14 protein-coding genes are annotated in these 15,725 nt (G+C 64.6%); 7 read left to right on the forward strand and 7 right to left on the reverse strand.

What is annotated here, in order from left to right; genetic code table 11:
- Nucleotides 1-11: 11 nt before the first annotated feature.
- From AC5RUU_RS07265 to AC5RUU_RS07295, 7 genes are all read right to left on the reverse strand, one after another.
- Nucleotides 12-1,142: a cytochrome P450 family protein gene (locus AC5RUU_RS07265; protein WP_493974532.1), complete on the reverse strand. Its 1,131-nt coding sequence runs from the start codon at nt 1,140-1,142 to the stop codon at nt 12-14.
- A 68-nt stretch (nt 1,143-1,210) separates the two neighbouring features.
- The gene (bioD, locus tag AC5RUU_RS07270; RefSeq protein ID WP_493974533.1) at nt 1,211-1,888 is read right to left on the reverse strand and encodes a dethiobiotin synthase; all 678 of its coding nucleotides are present in this window, start codon (nt 1,886-1,888) and stop codon (nt 1,211-1,213) included.
- Complete coding sequence (locus AC5RUU_RS07275) at nt 1,885-3,042, reverse strand: 8-amino-7-oxononanoate synthase (protein ID WP_493974627.1); 1,158 nt, start codon at nt 3,040-3,042, stop codon at nt 1,885-1,887. Before AC5RUU_RS07275 ends, bioD begins: the two co-directional genes overlap by 4 nt.
- Before the next feature lie 8 nt (nt 3,043-3,050).
- Nucleotides 3,051-4,412 carry an adenosylmethionine--8-amino-7-oxononanoate transaminase gene (locus tag AC5RUU_RS07280; RefSeq protein ID WP_493974534.1) on the reverse strand — a complete coding sequence of 454 codons (1,362 nt, stop codon included), beginning with the start codon at nt 4,410-4,412 and terminating at the stop codon, nt 3,051-3,053.
- Nucleotides 4,409-4,666, reverse strand: coding sequence for a biotin synthase auxiliary protein BsaP (bsaP, locus tag AC5RUU_RS07285; protein WP_493974535.1), 258 nt, complete (start codon nt 4,664-4,666; stop codon nt 4,409-4,411). The genes AC5RUU_RS07280 and bsaP overlap by 4 nt, the downstream gene beginning before the upstream one ends.
- Complete coding sequence (gene bioB, locus AC5RUU_RS07290) at nt 4,663-5,721, reverse strand: biotin synthase BioB (protein WP_493974536.1); 1,059 nt, start codon at nt 5,719-5,721, stop codon at nt 4,663-4,665. Before bioB ends, bsaP begins: the two co-directional genes overlap by 4 nt.
- Nucleotides 5,722-6,160: 439 nt before the next feature.
- A complete protein-coding gene (locus tag AC5RUU_RS07295; protein ID WP_493974628.1) occupies nt 6,161-7,177 on the reverse strand; it encodes a LacI family DNA-binding transcriptional regulator in 1,017 nt (338 codons plus the stop codon).
- Nucleotides 7,178-7,375: 198 nt separating this feature from the next.
- Here AC5RUU_RS07295 and AC5RUU_RS07300 point away from each other — a divergent pair, with 198 nt between their 5' ends.
- From AC5RUU_RS07300 to AC5RUU_RS07330, 7 genes are all read left to right on the forward strand, one after another.
- Entirely contained in the window at nt 7,376-8,221 is an 846-nt protein-coding gene (locus AC5RUU_RS07300) for a sugar phosphate isomerase/epimerase family protein (protein WP_493974537.1), read from the forward strand.
- Between the two features lie 37 nt (nt 8,222-8,258).
- Entirely contained in the window at nt 8,259-9,266 is a 1,008-nt protein-coding gene (locus AC5RUU_RS07305; RefSeq protein WP_493974538.1) for a Gfo/Idh/MocA family protein, read from the forward strand.
- A gap of 244 nt (nt 9,267-9,510) precedes the next feature.
- Complete coding sequence (locus tag AC5RUU_RS07310) at nt 9,511-11,043, forward strand: ABC transporter substrate-binding protein (RefSeq protein WP_493974539.1); 1,533 nt, start codon at nt 9,511-9,513, stop codon at nt 11,041-11,043.
- A 6-nt stretch (nt 11,044-11,049) separates the two neighbouring features.
- On the forward strand, nt 11,050-11,991 hold the full coding sequence (locus AC5RUU_RS07315; protein ID WP_493974540.1) for an ABC transporter permease: 942 nt from the start codon (nt 11,050-11,052) through the stop codon (nt 11,989-11,991).
- Nucleotides 11,988-13,910, forward strand: a complete 1,923-nt coding sequence (locus AC5RUU_RS07320) for a dipeptide/oligopeptide/nickel ABC transporter permease/ATP-binding protein (RefSeq protein ID WP_493974541.1) — start codon at nt 11,988-11,990, stop codon at nt 13,908-13,910. Before AC5RUU_RS07315 ends, AC5RUU_RS07320 begins: the two co-directional genes overlap by 4 nt.
- Nucleotides 13,907-14,782: an ATP-binding cassette domain-containing protein gene (locus tag AC5RUU_RS07325; RefSeq protein WP_493974542.1), complete on the forward strand. Its 876-nt coding sequence runs from the start codon at nt 13,907-13,909 to the stop codon at nt 14,780-14,782. Before AC5RUU_RS07320 ends, AC5RUU_RS07325 begins: the two co-directional genes overlap by 4 nt.
- A gap of 57 nt (nt 14,783-14,839) precedes the next feature.
- Nucleotides 14,840-15,700 carry a sugar phosphate isomerase/epimerase family protein gene (locus AC5RUU_RS07330; RefSeq protein ID WP_493974543.1) on the forward strand — a complete coding sequence of 287 codons (861 nt, stop codon included), beginning with the start codon at nt 14,840-14,842 and terminating at the stop codon, nt 15,698-15,700.
- Nucleotides 15,701-15,725 lie beyond the last annotated feature (25 nt).

Below are 15,725 nucleotides of genomic sequence, written 5' to 3' on the forward strand. Positions count from 1 at the left end.
TCACACGGCTACTATGGGGTGCTCACGACCGTCACCGTCCTGGGAGCCTGGAAGGAAAGGAACCTGATCCAGTCGGGCTTGTGATCCTTCAGCCTGATCAGGGGCAGCGCGGCGGCGGTTTCCTGGACAATGACGGCCGCCTCAAGTTCGGCCAGTTTGGCCCCGAGGCACCGATGAATGCCGAAGCCGAAAACCAAGCCGCTGGGCGCCGGTGTTTTCGGGGAAGGCTGGAAGCCCGGGGGCACGTGGGAGGTTTCGGGGTTGCCTGTGATGTGGTTGCCCGAGAGCTCGAGAAGGATCTCTTCTCCGGCCAAAATGCTTCCACCGCCGAGCGTCGTATCTCGGGTTGCGACGCGGCGCCAGGTGGGGACCGATGATTCGGTGGTTAGCACGTGCCGAACCATGGTTCGGGCGCATGCTTCGGCGGAAACGTCGCTCCAGGCCTGGAGGGAAGACCCCTGGAGGAGTCGGAACAGGGTGGTGCTGATCAGTTGGGTAGTTGTTTCCTGCCCCGCGATCAGCAGGAAGTAGCCAAGCGAACACATTTCAGGAGTGGACAGGCCGTGTTCGGCCAATGATTTGAAAAGATTCGGGCCAGGAGCGCGCAAAGACTCGGTTACCAACTGGCGCAGCCAGACGTAAAAGTCCGCTGCACTGCAGGCCAGCTCAAGTTGCCGCTCCTCATCGGGCCAGCCCCAAAACAGCTCCATGGAATCGATGCCCCACCGCTTGAGGTGCGGAAGATCCCGCACGGGAAGGCCGAGAAGTTCGAGCATGACAACAGCCGGGGGAATCGCAGCCATGGTCTGCACGAGGTCCGTTTGGCCGGTTCGGCCCAATTGGGTTGCGGCATTTACCGCCGCTTCCTTCGCCAGTTCGCGTATTCGCGGCTCCATGGCTGCAACCTTGGCGGGAGTGAAGTAGCCCGCAACGACCTTGCGAATTCCCGAATGCGAGTCGGTGTCGTTGCTGGCCAGGACCGGGGGCAACGCAAAGCGCACATTCTGCAGCACGCGGAGGGCTGGCCCCGCCAGAGGTGTTACCGCAACGAGGGCATTTGCCGGGCTGAAGTCGGCAGGTCTTTGCAGGACCTCACGGACAATGTCAGGGTTGCGCACCACAATGTAGGGGCAGCCCGCCAATTCCTGACTTTCCGTCTGCCCCCGGTCTTCTGTCCCGGGCCGGGAGGGCCGGGCGGCTGATGCCCTTGTCATGAGGGCAAACCGTTCAGCCACGCAGCTGCTTCGGCGCGAAAATCTGCAGGGCAAAGGTCCGATGCCCGCTCCGGGAGGGCACCAACGAATGGTACCCGCAGTGCTCCGAGCACCTGCCGGTTGCTGTAGTGAACAACATCCGGGATGCGTGGCCAGCTTCCGAGTACAACGCCGATGACCCGAAGTTCCCGTGCCGCCAGCGCTTCGAGGGTCAACGCGGTGTGGTTCAGTGTCCCGAGAGCCGGCCGGGCAACCAGCACGAATGCCGCGGCCAGGATGGACCCGAGGTCCGCCATGGTGCCGCCGTCGGAATCCAGTTCCACCAGCAGACCGCCTGCACCTTCCACCAGAACGTGGTCATGGGACTCCGCGAGCTGGCGGACCCGGTCCGCGTGCGCAGCCACCGTCGGGAGCGGTGTTCCGTCGAGGGCGGCAGCGGCGACAGGCGCCAGCGGCTGCTGCAGGACGACTCCTGTTTCGGCCGTCACGGTCCCGGCGAGCCGGACAATTTCGCTGGTGTCGGAGTCGCCGGCGGCGGCTCCGGACTGGCACGGTTTGTACACCGCGACGCTGCGCCCCGATCCGTGGAGGGCGGCGGCGATGGCCGCCGTCGTGATGGTTTTTCCGACGCCGGTGTCCGTTCCGGTGACCAGGACGATGCCGGGCAGGTTCATGGAAGTTCCTCCAATACGCGGCGCAGTACTGCGCAACTGGTGTTGATTTCCTCGGGGGTCAGGGTGGCGCGGGCCGTAAGCCGCAGCCGTGAAATTCCGTCCGGGACGGACGGCGGGCGGAAGCAGCCGACCAGGACTCCGCCCGTCCGCGCGGCTGCGCTGGTTACCAGGGCCGATTCCGCGGACGGCATGGGGATGGACTGGACTGCGCCCGCTGCCCGGTCGACAGCAGCGCCGCGGGCTGCGAGAGCGGGGGCGAGCCCGGCCCTCAGCCCAGCAGCGTACCTATGGACGGCTTCCGCCCGCCATGGCTCTTCCCGGATGATCCGCACGGCGGTGAGGGCCGCTGCCGCTGAGGCGGGCGCCAACCCCGTGTCAAAGATGAAGCTCCGGGCTCGGTTGACGAGGTGTTCCCGCAGGAGGGCGGATCCCAGGACCGCCCCGCCCTGGCTACCCAGGGCCTTGGACAGCGTCGCGGTCACGATCACGTTCGGCTGCCCGGCAAGGGCTGTCCCGGCCACCGAGCCGCGGCCCTGGAAGCCATCTGTGCCGGTGACTCCGAGGCTGTGCGCCTCGTCGATAAGCAGCACGGCGTCATATTCCTCAGCGAGGGCCAGCAGGCCAGCGAGCGGGGCTTCGTCGCCCAGGACGCTGTAGACGGACTCGACGGCGATCAGCGCACGAGGCTCCGGGCGGTCTGCAAGCAGCCTTGCAACTTCCTCGACGCGGTTGTGGGTGAACGATTCGGTGCGGGAACGGCTGAGGCGGAAGCCGTCCAGCATCGAGGCGTGGCAGTGTTCATCTGCGACGATCAGGGTCCCCGGGCCACCGAGCGCAGTGATCGCGCCGATATTGGCCAGGTAGCCGGAGGAGAACACCAGCGCCGTTTCCATCCCGAGCAGCAAGGCCAATTCCTGCTCAAGATCAAGGTGCAAACGGGTAGTTCCGGCGACCAGGCGGGAGGACGTTGCTCCCGCACCCCACAGCGACGCGGCCGCCGCGGCTGCCTCGCAAACCCGAGGGTCCGTCGCGAGGCCCAGATAATCATTGCTGGCCAGGTCGATGAACTTTTCGCGCGCGGCGCGGGGGAGCGGGCGGCGGACCAAGCCCCGGCGGTCCCGGACTGCGGCCTGCCGCTCGAGCCACCGGGTCATCGACGTGCTCATGCCGGGGCTCCGGACAGTGCCGGGACGCGCTCATGAACTTCCGCAACGGCGGCCGTCATGCCTGCCGTGATCTTCTCAACGTCCCCCGCGGTGCTGATGTACGGGGGCATGGCGTAGACGAGATTCCGGAACGGCCGCACCCAGACCCCGTGACGGATGGCCGCGGCGGTGACCGCGGTGACGTCGACGGCGTCGTGCAGTTCGATGACTCCGACCGCGCCGAGGGTCCGGACATCCCGGACTGCGTCAAGGTCCAAGGCGGGGGCCAACCCGGACCTCAGACCCGCGCCGATCCTGGCGACGTCGTTGCGCCAGCCGCCGTCGCCGATGATACCGAGGCTGGCGTTGGCCACCGCACATGCCAGCGGGTTGCCCATGAACGTGGGGCCGTGCAGCAGCGCCCCGGCACCGTCGCTCGAAACCGTGGCTGCAACGTCTGACGTGCAGAGCATCGCGGCGAGAGTCAGGTACCCGCCGGTCAGGGCCTTGCCCACACACATGATGTCCGGAACGACACCGGCATGATCGGCAGCGAACAGCTCGCCAGTGCGCCCAAAGCCGGTGGCGATCTCATCGAAGATGAGCAGCAGACCGTGCCGGTCCGCCACCTGCCGCAGCGCTCTCAGGCACTCCGCCGGGTAGGCGTGCATCCCGCCGGCACCCTGAAGCACCGGTTCGACGATAATGGCGGCCAGCTCCTCTGCAAGCACAGCCGCAGTTTCCGCGAGCTCGGATGCCCACGCCCGCACAGCTTCCGGTGTGGCGGACGCAGCCGCCGGGGGACGGGGCGCAAAGGCGTTTCCGGCCAGCAGGCCCGGAAACGCGGAATGCATGCCGTCCACGGGATCGCAGACCCCCATCGCCGCGAAAGTATCGCCGTGGTATCCGCCGCGAATGCTCAGGAACCGCTGCCTCTGTGGCTGCCCCAAGGCAGTCTGGAACTGCACCGCCAGCTTCAGGGCCACCTCCACGGCGACCGAACCAGAGTCCGCAAGGAACACACGGTCCAGGCCCGGCGTCCCCGGCGCGGAAGGGCTCATGTCCACCAGCCGCTCGGCCAGTTCCACCGCCGGGGCATGTGTGAGGCCGCCGAACATCACATGGCTGAAACTCTCCAGCTGCCGCTGCGCGGCGGCGTCCAGCACCGGATTGCGGTAGCCGTGGATCACCGACCACCACGAGGACATCGCATCCACCACCTCATGGCGTGTGCCGTCCTCGCCCCGCAGCCGCAGCCGAACGCCGTCGGCCGCCTCGACCTCCCACAGCGGAAGGTCCGGGGACGCCGGGGCGTAGGGATGCCACAACCGCGCGCGGTCCCGCTGGATCAGGCGGCCCGGCTCCGCGTCCCCGGTCATGGTGCAAGCACCCCGTGGCGGGAGCATTCTGCAGACCATCCCAGGGGAGTCACCTGGACCTTCATCCGGCGCCGGCAGGCCGCGCAGTATCGCGGCGGTTCCATGGCGAGCCGCTCGCGGCACTTGCGGTGAACGTCCGACGTCGGGCCGGCGCCGCCGTCGCAGTGCCCGCCGCAGTGCCCGCAAAACTTATCCGTGGTTGAGCGTGTTGCGACGGTGTTGGTTGAGCGGTAGGGGAGCGGGACCCGGTTCATAGCGTCTTCTGGAGTTCCTTGATGGGCATATTGAGTTCGACCAGCAGGTTCAAGTCTGCGGTGGCAGGGCGGCCCAAGGTAGTGAGGTAGTTGCCGACGATGACGGCATTGATGCCACCGAGCAGGCCCTCGCGGGTGCCGAGGTCGCCGAGGGTCAGTTCGCGGCCGCCAGCGTAGCGCAGAACGGTGCGGGGCATGGCCAGCCGGAACGCGGCGATGGCCCGGAGGGCGTCCTTGCCGTCCATGATGCCTTGGTTTTCCAGCGGGGTTCCAGGGCGGGGGTTGAGGAAATTCAACGGGACTTCGTGGGGTTCCAGGACAGCGAGCTGTGCGGCGAGTTCGGCGCGCTGTTCCAGACTTTCGCCCATACCGATCAGCGCCCCGCAACACAGTTCCATGCCAGCATCCTTGACCATGGCGCAGGTCTCCAGCCGCTCCTCGTAGGTGTGGGTGGTGACCACCTGCGGGAAGTAGCTGCGCGCTGTTTCCAGGTTGTGGTTGTAGCGGTGGACGCCCCAGCTTGCGAGTTGGTCCACCTGCCGCTGGGTCAGCATGCCCAGCGAGCAGGCGATGTTGATGTCCACTTCTTCATTGATCCGGTCGATGGCGAACTTGATCTGGTTCATAAGCTTGATATCGGGTCCGCGAACGGCGGCGACGATGCAGAACTCGGTGGCTCCCGTGGCGGCGGTCTCCTTCGCGGCTTTGACCAGTTCCGGGATGTCCAGCCAGACACCGCGTACGGGGGAGTCGAAGAGGCCTGACTGGCTGCAGAAGTGGCAGTCCTCGGGGCAGCCTCCGGTCTTGATGGAAATGATGCCCTCCACTTCCACGTCCTCGCCACAGTGGCGCAACCGGACTTCGTGTGCGAGCTGGAGGGCCGCGGGAAGAGCATCGTCGGGGAGACGGAGGACTTCTTCGAGTTGAGCCTGAGACAGGCCGATACCCTCCTCAAGGACCTGTTGGCGGGCATTATCCAGCACCTGGTAGCCTGTGCCACTTCTGGCCGGGGTGGCGGATTCCCCGCTGGTCGGGACGTTTGTCTGAATCGTCATTGATAAGTCCTTGGCGCTTGCTCGGATATTCCTCAAAGCAGACGCTAGTTCGCCGTCCCTGCCGCCATTTTGTGTGGTTTCTACAAAGATTCCGATGGATCAGATAAATGGAGGAGATAAGAATCGAAGGTGCCCCAACTTCAACGCCCTGACGTCTCGTAACCCTTGTGCTTGGAAAAGCGACGGTTGTAGTAGCACTCCTTGGGAAAGCCAGGCACTTTCTCCTTGACCTTTTGTAGGACCGCCTGGCGATCAGCTACATCCATCACGAGCTCGAGGACGTGTAATTGCGATGCCGACCTGAGGCGCTGGGCTCTGTCCTCATCAGTTTTCGCCGGGCGTTTTCCAGACCCTGACGGACGCTTCATCAAGCCCAGGTGCTTATTGAATGTGAACGGCCAGCTTCCCATCTTCTTGGGCGAAGCCTGGCCATACGGAGTCAGGAGGCGGGTGCCGACGCGGTGGACCCGCGGACCGTAAGGTGGGTGGGCATGACGGAGCGGCTGCGGCTCCCGCCGCCAGCCAGCGGGTTGAGCTGGGCCAGAAGCATGGACACGGCCACCCGTCCGGCCTGCTCGATGGGCGAGCTTAGGGTGGTCAGCGGCGGGTTGCAGAAATCAGCGCCGAAAATATCATCACAGCCAACGATGCTCATGTCCCCGGGTACGCGGAGCCCGCGCTCCCGCAGGCGTTGCAGCATCCCGATGGCGATCAGGTCGTTGAAGACGATGCAGGCAGTGACCCCGCTGTGGACCGCGGCATCGGCGGCCGCAGCACCGGATTGGGTTTTCGGCGCAAAGGGTCCCAGGCTGCGCACCTGGACTCCGCGGTCCTCGGCCACGGCGGACAGTTTGGCCCAGCGCCTGGCGCTGGACTGGGATACGGCAGGACCGGCCACATAAGCCACGGACGTGTGGCCCAGGGAAATGAGATGGTCCAAAGCCTGGGTCATGGCTGAAGGGGTATCGATGATGACAGCCGGTACACCGTCAACGTCGCGGTTCACCGTGACCATGGGCATGCGCTGTGCGGCAGTGGCGAGGGCCTCGTCATTCAGGCGCGATGCTGCCACGATGACACCGTCCGCACTCTTGCGGAGCTGCTCCAGCGTGCTGGCCTCAACCTCGTCCGACTCCTCGGTGTCCACCAGCAGCTGCGTGTACCCCGCGGCCTTGAGTTGGAGCTGCGTGCCGCGGATGAGGTCGAAGTAGAAGGGGTTGGTGATATCCGGCACCAGGACGCCCACCGCGCCGGTCTTCCCGGAGCTCAGCGCCTTCGCCTGCGAGTTTGGTGTGTAGTTAAGTTCGAGGGCGGCTGCCTGGATCCGCTCCCGGGTGCGGATATTCACGCGGTCGGGGTTCGTCAGGGCCCGTGACACGGTTGACGCAGCGACGCCACACAAGGCGGCAATGTCATGGATGGTGGCAGGGCGTTCTGCTGCCACGGGTTGCGTCACCAATGGACGTTCCTCTCTGAACGACGGGGATCCGGCTGTGACCACAGCCACACCGTGGATCAACAATGCCACACTTGGCAGGTTTTGGCAATCGGTTGTCACATCGATGCCAAAATGGCTAGACTCAAAGGGACAGGACCTGCCTGTGAACTGCGTCACCGCGCTCCAGCGCCGGCGCAGGCTTACCGAGGAGTTTTCGTGACCCAACCCAGTGCCGTGTGGAACCTGTCCGGTTTCGGCGACGAAGTAGACCCCGACCCCACCGTCCAGGCTGCCGTGCTGCTTGCCTTGGGTGCCAGCCATATCGAAGTCCGCAGCGCCTGGGGAACCAACGTTTCAGAGCTGGCGCAGGACCAGGTCCAGCGGCTGAAGGCCATCCTTGACGATAAGGGCCTCCGGGTCTCGGCTGTCGCCAGTCCCATTGGAAAAGTGGATGTCGGCCTGCCGGTGGACCACGAGGTTACCCGGCTTCGCCAGATCATCTCGGTGGCCAAAGGCCTGGACGCCAGCTACGTCCGGATCTTTTCCTTTTACCGTTCGGAAGGCCAAAGCCAGGAAGACATCCGGGAGGCCGTCATGGAACGCATGGCCGCCCTCGCGGAAGAAGCCGCAGCGCATGGCATCGTCCTGCTCCACGAGAACGAAAAGGGCATCTACGGCGATACGCCTGAACGGGTCCTGGACATCATGCAGGCGGTCAACTCGCCCGCCTTGCGCGTCGCCTGGGACAACGCCAACTTCGTCCAGGTAGGAGTCAAGCCGTACACGGAGGGCTACGCCATGCTGCGCCCCTATCTTGACTACCTGCAGGTCAAGGACGCCATTGCCACCACGGGCGAAGTGGTTCCGGCCGGTGAAGGCGACGGCGAACTGGATGCCACCATTGCTGCGCTCGCAGCCGACGGCTTCACCGGCTTTGCCTCACTCGAGCCGCACCTCGCCAGCGCACACGAGCTTGGCGGTTACTCCGGACCGGTTGCGTTCGGGATTGCAGCCCGCGCCTTTTCGAGGCTGGCAGTAAAGAACGGCGTCACGCTCGCCTGACATCCACGTACAGCCCATCCTTCGAAGGAGCAGGAACATGGCAACAGCGGCAATCATCGGTTGCGGTGACATATCGGGCGTCCATTTCGGGGCGCTTGCCACAATGGAGGACGTCCAGGTGGTGGCGGTCTGCGACACGGACCCGGGAAGGCTGGAGACGGCAAAGGCAGGCCATGACGTCCCGGGGTACACGGACTACCGCGAGATGCTCACGCAGGCGCGTCCCGACGTCGTGCATATCTGTACGCCCCACCACCTGCACGCGTCGCTCGCAGTGGAGTGCCTGGAGCGCGGCGTCAACGTGATTGTCGAGAAACCGCTCGCGCACACGCTCGAGGAGGGGCGCCGGCTGATCCAGGCAGCGGAGCGCAGCGCGGCGAAAATTGCCGTTTGCTTCCAGAACCGTTACAACGCGACGTCGCAAGCCATGCGGACAATGCTCGACGGCGGGACGCTGGGCCAGGTGCTCGGTGCCTCCGCCACCGTCATGTGGCACCGCAACGCCGATTACTACCGCGACCGTCCGTGGCGCGGCACCTGGGCCGAAGGTGGCGGCGGGCTGATGATGAACCAGGCCATCCACACTGTGGACCTGCTGCAATGGCTGGTGGGGGACGTTGCCAAGGTGGAAGGCCGGGCGTCCACACGCTCGCTGGGGGGCGTGATCGAGGTGGAGGACACCGCGGAGTTCGTGGCGGACCACGTAAACGGTGCCCGAAGCGTCTTCTACGCCACCCTTGCAAATGCCGTCAATGCGCCGGTGACGCTGGACATCGTCACGGAGGGCGCAACGCTTAGCCTGCGCGGCGACCTGACAGTCACCCACGCCGACGGCACGGTGGAAGTGATCCAGGAGCGGATAGCGGAAACAGGGGGCAGGTCCTACTGGGGTGTTTCACACGAGCTGCTCATCAAGGACTTCTACGCCATGCTCCATGAACCCGGACCATTTTGGATTAGTCCCGCGGAAGCGGGGAAATCACTCAGCATTGTCAAAGACATCTACTCCCAGACCTACCCGGAGATTGCCGGGCGGGTGGCGTAGGCAGGCCGCTAAGGAGCCCTGATGGCAGCCTGAACCCCAAGGTGGTTCCGGCTGCTTCCATGCCTGAATGCCGTGCTTCCCAGTACAGGCCTGCCGCAACATGGCAACAGTTGAAGAAACTTTTGACAATCGGTTGCCAAGTCCGGCACGAGTCCGTACTGTAAGTCCCACACCCACTAAACATGTGGTGCACACCACACCTTCGTACTGATTGACATCAGGCAGAACTCACTAGGAGCCGACAATGAAGTTAGGTCCCAAGGCCGCAGCGGCCACCATCGTCCTGAGCGCCTCGGTGGCGCTCACCGCGTGTGGCGGCGCCGGAGCCGGATCCAATGCCGGCGGTGGCGGACCCGCCACTACTGCACTGACCCTGGGCGTGCTCCGGGACCTCACCTCCTGGGATCCTGCACAGGCCCACGTCGGCCACGCCCTGCAGCCCTACCAGGCAGCGTATGACACCCTGATCCTGCGCGAGCCGGACGGCAAGCTCAGCCCCATGCTGGCCACGGAGTGGAAGTACAACGACACCAACACCAAGCTCACCGTGGACCTTCGCACGGACGTCACGTTCAGTGACGGCGCCAAGTTCGACGCTGAAGCGGCCAAGGCAAACCTGGACCACTTCAAGAAGGCGAACGGGCCGCAGATGGCACAGTTGGCCTCGGTGTCCGACGTTGCCGTGGTGGACGCGGACACCATCGACATCAACCTCAGTGCAGCAGAACCTGCGCTGGAATATTTCCTCAGCCAGGCAGCCGGCCTGATGGGAAGCCCCAAGGCGCTCGGGACCGATGCCATCAAGACAGAGCCGGTCGGATCCGGCCCGTACGTTATGGACAAGGCCGCCTCCGTCAAGGACTCACAGTCGGTCTTTACTGCTCGCGAGGGCTACTGGAACAAGGACCTCCAGAAGTACCAGAAGCTGACCCTCAAGATCCTCACTGATCCCACGGCCCGCACCAACGCCCTGGTTTCAGGGCAGATCGACGCCACCCTTTTGGATCCCAAGGCCGGCAAGCAAGCCGAGGGCGCCAGGATGAAGCTCGTCACCAACCAGGTTGACTGGTCCGGACTGCTCCTCCTGGACCGCGACGGCACCAAGAACCCGGCATTGGCCAACGTCAAGGTCCGCCAGGCCATCAACCACGCATTCGACCGCAAGACCATCCTGGAACAGGTAATGCTCGGCCAGGGAACCCCCACCTCGCAGCCGTTCGGCAAGGACAGCGGTGCGTGGACGGAGGAGCTGGAAAACTACTACAGCTACGATCCCGAGAAGGCCAAGGCCCTCCTGAAGGAATCCGGCTTCGAGGGTAACGTGACCCTGGATGTCCCCACCCTTCCGGGTGCTGAAACCCTGATTTCGGTCCTCCAGCAGCAACTTGCAGACGTGGGCATCACCCTGAAGCCCGGGGCCGCAATTACCAACACTTTCACCGCAGACGTCGCAGCGCAGAAGTACCACGCCCTGTTCTTCAACCTCTTCCAGGGCGAGCCAACGGTCGCGATTGACCAGATTGTCTCCACCAAGGCGCTGTACAACCCGTTCAAGAACACCACTTCAGAGCTTGAGGAAAAGATCCAGGCAGTGCGCACCGGTGGCGAAGACGCCGGCAAGCTGGCCCAGGAAGTCAACAAGTACGTAGTGGAGCAGGCATGGTTCGCACCGCTGTTCCGGGTGAACCAGATGTACTACCACAACGACAAAGTGAGCGTGACCCCGCAGGTACAGCAGGCCGTTCCGTCCATCTACAACTACTCGCCTGCCAAGTAGGACCCCATGATCAAGTTCATTGCGAAAAGGCTGGGCAGCGGTCTGGTGGTGTTGTTCGTGGTCTCGGCACTCACCTTTACCCTGCTGTATACCTCCAGCGGCAGCATCGCCCGCAACATCCTGGGCGACCAGGCCACGCCTGAACAGGTTGCCCTGAAAGAACAGGAGCTGGGACTCGACCAGCCCCTCCTGACCCGGTACTTCGCCTGGCTGGCTGATGCCTTGAGCGGAAACCTTGGAGCTTCCTGGTTCACCTCGGAGCCGGTGGCCAACTCGTTGGCAACCCGGATTCCGGTAACCATGACCATGGTTTTCGCCGCAATGATCCTGATCGCCATCTGCGCAGCGCTGATCGGCGTTGCCGCAGCCGTCAAGCGCGGCTGGGTGGACAGGGTGGTCCAGGTGGGCGCCATTATCGGCGATTCCATCCCGGGGTACGTGATCGGCGTGTTCCTGGTGACCATCCTGGCCATCCAGCTGGGCTTCTTCCCGGCCACCAGCACCATTTCTCCCGGAGTAGGCCCGGAGGCCTGGGTCTACTCGATGACGCTTCCCGTCATCGCCCTGCTGATCAACGGCGTGACCGGCGGCGCCCAGCAGATCCGCAGCGCTGTCATCAAGCAGCTTGAGCGCGATTACGTCCGGACGCTGCGCAGCCGGGGCATCGGGGAGCGGGAAATCCTCTTCAAGCACGTACTGCGCAGCGCGGCCCCCGCGGGCCTGACCGTGCTCAGCCTGCAGCTGATCGGCATGCTGGGCGGTGTGGTGATCATCGAACAAATCTTCGCCCTGCCAGGAATGGGCCCCCTAGCCGTGGCCGCTACAAACCAGACAGACCTTCCCGTGGTCATGGGAGTGGTGATGTACACGGTGGTAGTGGTCATCGTGGTGAACCTCCTGGTGGACATTCTCAATGGTTGGCTCAACCCGAAAGTACGTGTGTCATGAGCGATTCGGTAGAAACAGCAGCTGTTGCCCTCCCCGCAGCGCCGGGACAGAGCGGCACCGTGGTCCGCTCCAGCGTTACCCGCCGCCTCCTCAAGAACCCCCTCGGCATCGCGTCCCTGGTCATTCTGGCAGGCATTGCGGGGCTGGCCATCCTCGCGCCGGTCGTGGCACCGTTCGACGAGAATTTCGCGAACATCACCAAGACGCTGGCTGCCCCCGACGCGGAGAACATCCTGGGCACGGACAGCGCCGGCCGCGACACCTGGAGCCGCCTGCTCTTCGGCGCCCAGCTGACACTTCTCTCGGCACTGCTGTGCGCTGGCGTTGCCATCGCCATCGGCCTTCCCGCCGGGCTGATCGCCGGGTACTACTCCGGCAAGTTCGAGGCTGTGTCGAACTGGGTGGTCAGCATCCTCATGAGCCTTCCCGGCCTGATTGTGCTGCTTACCATCCGTGCCGCTTTCGGGCCCTCGGTCTGGATTTCGATGATCGCGTTCGGCATCCTCATCAGCCCGTCATACTTCCGGCTGACCCGCACCGCGGTCCAGTCGGTCCGCAACGAGCTCTACGTAGATGCGGCGCGCGTTTCCGGCCTGTCGGACTGGAGCATCATCGCCCGCCACATCTTCTCCGTAGTGCGCGCCCCGATCATCATCCAGACCGCGGCGATCGCCGGTGTGGCCATCGCCATCCAGTCCGGACTGGAGTTCCTGGGCCTCGGCGACCCCACCAAGGCAACGTGGGGCGTCATGCTCTCCGAGGGCTTCAAGAACGTTTACCTGACGCCCACCCTGCTGATGTGGCCGGCACTGGCCATGGCGCTGACCATCGGCGGCCTGGTCCTGCTGGGCAACGCCGTGCGCGACGCCCTGGAAGACGGCGAAAAGATCAAGTACCGCAAGAAGCGCACCCCGGTCCGGGCTGCTTCATCGGAACGCACGACGGCGGGAGCCGCCACGGCGCGCCCGTCACGTAAGTCCGTGGCCGCCGTCGAGGCCGGGACGGAGCACCACCTGGTCAAGGTCACCCACCTTGGGGTTGGCTACCCCCAGGCGGACGGTTCCATCAAGAAGGTGGTGGACGACGTGTCGTTCCACGTGGACCGGGGCGAGATTCTTGGCATCGTGGGCGAATCCGGTTCGGGCAAGTCCCAGACGGCGTTCTCCATCCTCGGCCTGCTGCCGGACAACGCCCGCATCGTGGCGGGATCCATCCAGTTCGACGGCAACTACACTGTCGCTCCCGGTGAGGACCGCGTCAGCCAGGAACGGCTGTCCAAGCTGCGCGGCAAGCGGATCTCCTACATTCCGCAGGAGCCCATGAGCAACCTGGACCCTGCCTTCACCATCGGCTCCCAGCTGGTCACGCCCATGGTGCGGGTGCTCGGAATCTCCAAGGCAGAAGCCCGCACCCGGGCACTTAGGCTGCTCACCGACGTCGGAATCGCTAACCCGGAGCGCACCTTCGAGGCATATCCGCATGAGGTCTCCGGCGGCATGGCACAACGCGTGCTGATCGCCGGCGCCATCAGCTGCGAACCGGACCTGGTCATCGCGGACGAACCCACCACCGCCCTGGACGTCACCGTGCAGGCCGACGTGCTGGACCTGCTGCGGGAACTCCAGCAGCGCCTGAACATCGGCGTCATCCTGGTCACCCACAACTTCGGCGTCGTCGCCGACCTCTGCGACCGAGTGGTGGTTATGCAGAACGGCCGGCTCGTCGAAGAAGGAACCGTCCGCGAGATCCTCCGCAACCCGAAAGAGCAGTACACCCAGACCCTGCTGGGGTCGATGCTTGAAGGAAAGAAGCCAATGACCATGCTTGTCTCCCCGCCTGAGGGGCCCGTTGCCCACGAAACCGCCAGCCCGGGTGCGGCCGCCAGGGATTCAGACGCTGAGAAGGAGCCGGTCGCATGAGTGCCACCTCCAGCGCCCCGCTGCTGTCGGTGGAAGACCTCGTGGTCGAGTACCCCAGCAAGAGGTTCCGGGCCAAACCGTTCCGGGCACTGACGGACATCAACATCACCATCGGGCAAGGCGAAACCCTCGGACTGGTGGGGGAATCCGGCTCCGGCAAGACTACCTTGGGCCGCGCCGTCCTGGGCCTGGCACCGGTCACCGGCGGCAAAGTCGTCTTCGAGGGCAACGACATCAGTAACGCCACCCGCAAACAGCGCCGGACGCTGAGCCGGGACCTCCAGGTGGTCTTCCAGGACCCCTATACGTCTCTGAACCCGGCGCTGGAAATCGGCGACATCCTGGCTGAGCCCCTTGCCGTGCAGGGCATGGACGCCGGCGCGGCCAGGAAGCGTGTCGGGGAGCTGCTGGACCAGGTGGGCCTGCCGTCTGACGCCATCCACCGCCTGCCTCGTGAATTCAGCGGCGGGCAGCGCCAGCGCGTCGCCATTGCCCGGGCACTGGCACTGTCACCCAAGCTGATCGTCTGCGACGAGCCCGTCAGCGCCCTGGACCTTTCCACCCAGGCCCGTGTCCTGGACCTGTTCCTGCAGATCCAGCAGGAAACCGGCGTCTCCTACCTGTTCGTCTCCCACGACCTCGACGTCGTCCGGCACATCAGCCACCGCGTAGCGGTCATGTACCGCGGTGAAATTGTCGAGCAGGGACCGGCCGAGGTTGTCACCCGCGACCCTGAACACCCTTACACCCAGCGGCTCCTGCTGGCATCCCCGGTCCCGGATCCGGACCGGCAGGAACAACGGCGGGAGGACCGCCACCGGCTGCTGGAAGCCCAGCGCCAACAGACTGAACAGGCAGGGGCCGCGGCCTGACAGCCGCACCCACGCACACCCAAGGCCTGCAAGGGCCGGAACACCACGGAGGAACAAGTGGCCAAGATAGGCGTACAGGCGATGATGCTGAAGGACAGCTTCGCCGAAGTCGGAGCGTTCGAGACGCTCCGCAAGGTCAGCGCGATCGGATACAACGCGGTGGAGATTTCCCAGATCCCCATGACGCCGGAGAACGTTGATGAGCTCGACCGTTCCCGCTCGGAACTGGGCATGGACATTGCCGCTCTGTCGGTGGCCGTCGAAGGCCGCAAAGGCATGCCCGTGGAATCACTCGCGGACAACTTCGACAAGATCGTGGACGACGCGAAGCGCCTGGACACGTCCCTGCTGCGCATCGGAATGCTGCCGTTCGGGGCCATGAAGTCCCTGGACGCCGTGGTTGACTTCGCCAGGCAGGCCAACGGCTATGCGGAGCGGCTGCAGGAGCACGGCATCAGCCTTTATTACCACAACCACCACATCGAGTTTGCCAAGTTCGACGGCAAGTACATGCTGGACGTCATCGCGGACAACTCTCCGGCGATGGGCATGGAAATCGACGTGCACTGGGTCCAGCGGGGTGGCCTGGACCCGGTCCGGACCCTCAAGAAGTATGCCGGCCGTACCGCGATGGTGCATTTGAAGGACTACCGGATCGGCCAGATGCCGGAAGCCTCCTTCGGAATGCTGGAAGCGGGCGACTTCGGCGGATTCATGGCCGAGTTCAAGAACGTGGTCCAGTTCGCCGAGGTGGGCGAGGGCAACCTGGACTTCCCGTCCATCATTCCCGCCGCCCAGGCCGCGGGCGCGCAATACCTCCTGGTGGAGCAGGACGAACTCTACGGACGCACCGTGTGGGATGCGCTGCAGACCTCCTACGACAACCTGGTAGCCATGGGCCACGGCGACCTTTTTTAGACTTCATTCAGATACGGAGAACCCA

It is taken from the genome of Arthrobacter sp. K4-10C (genome assembly GCF_059090085.1).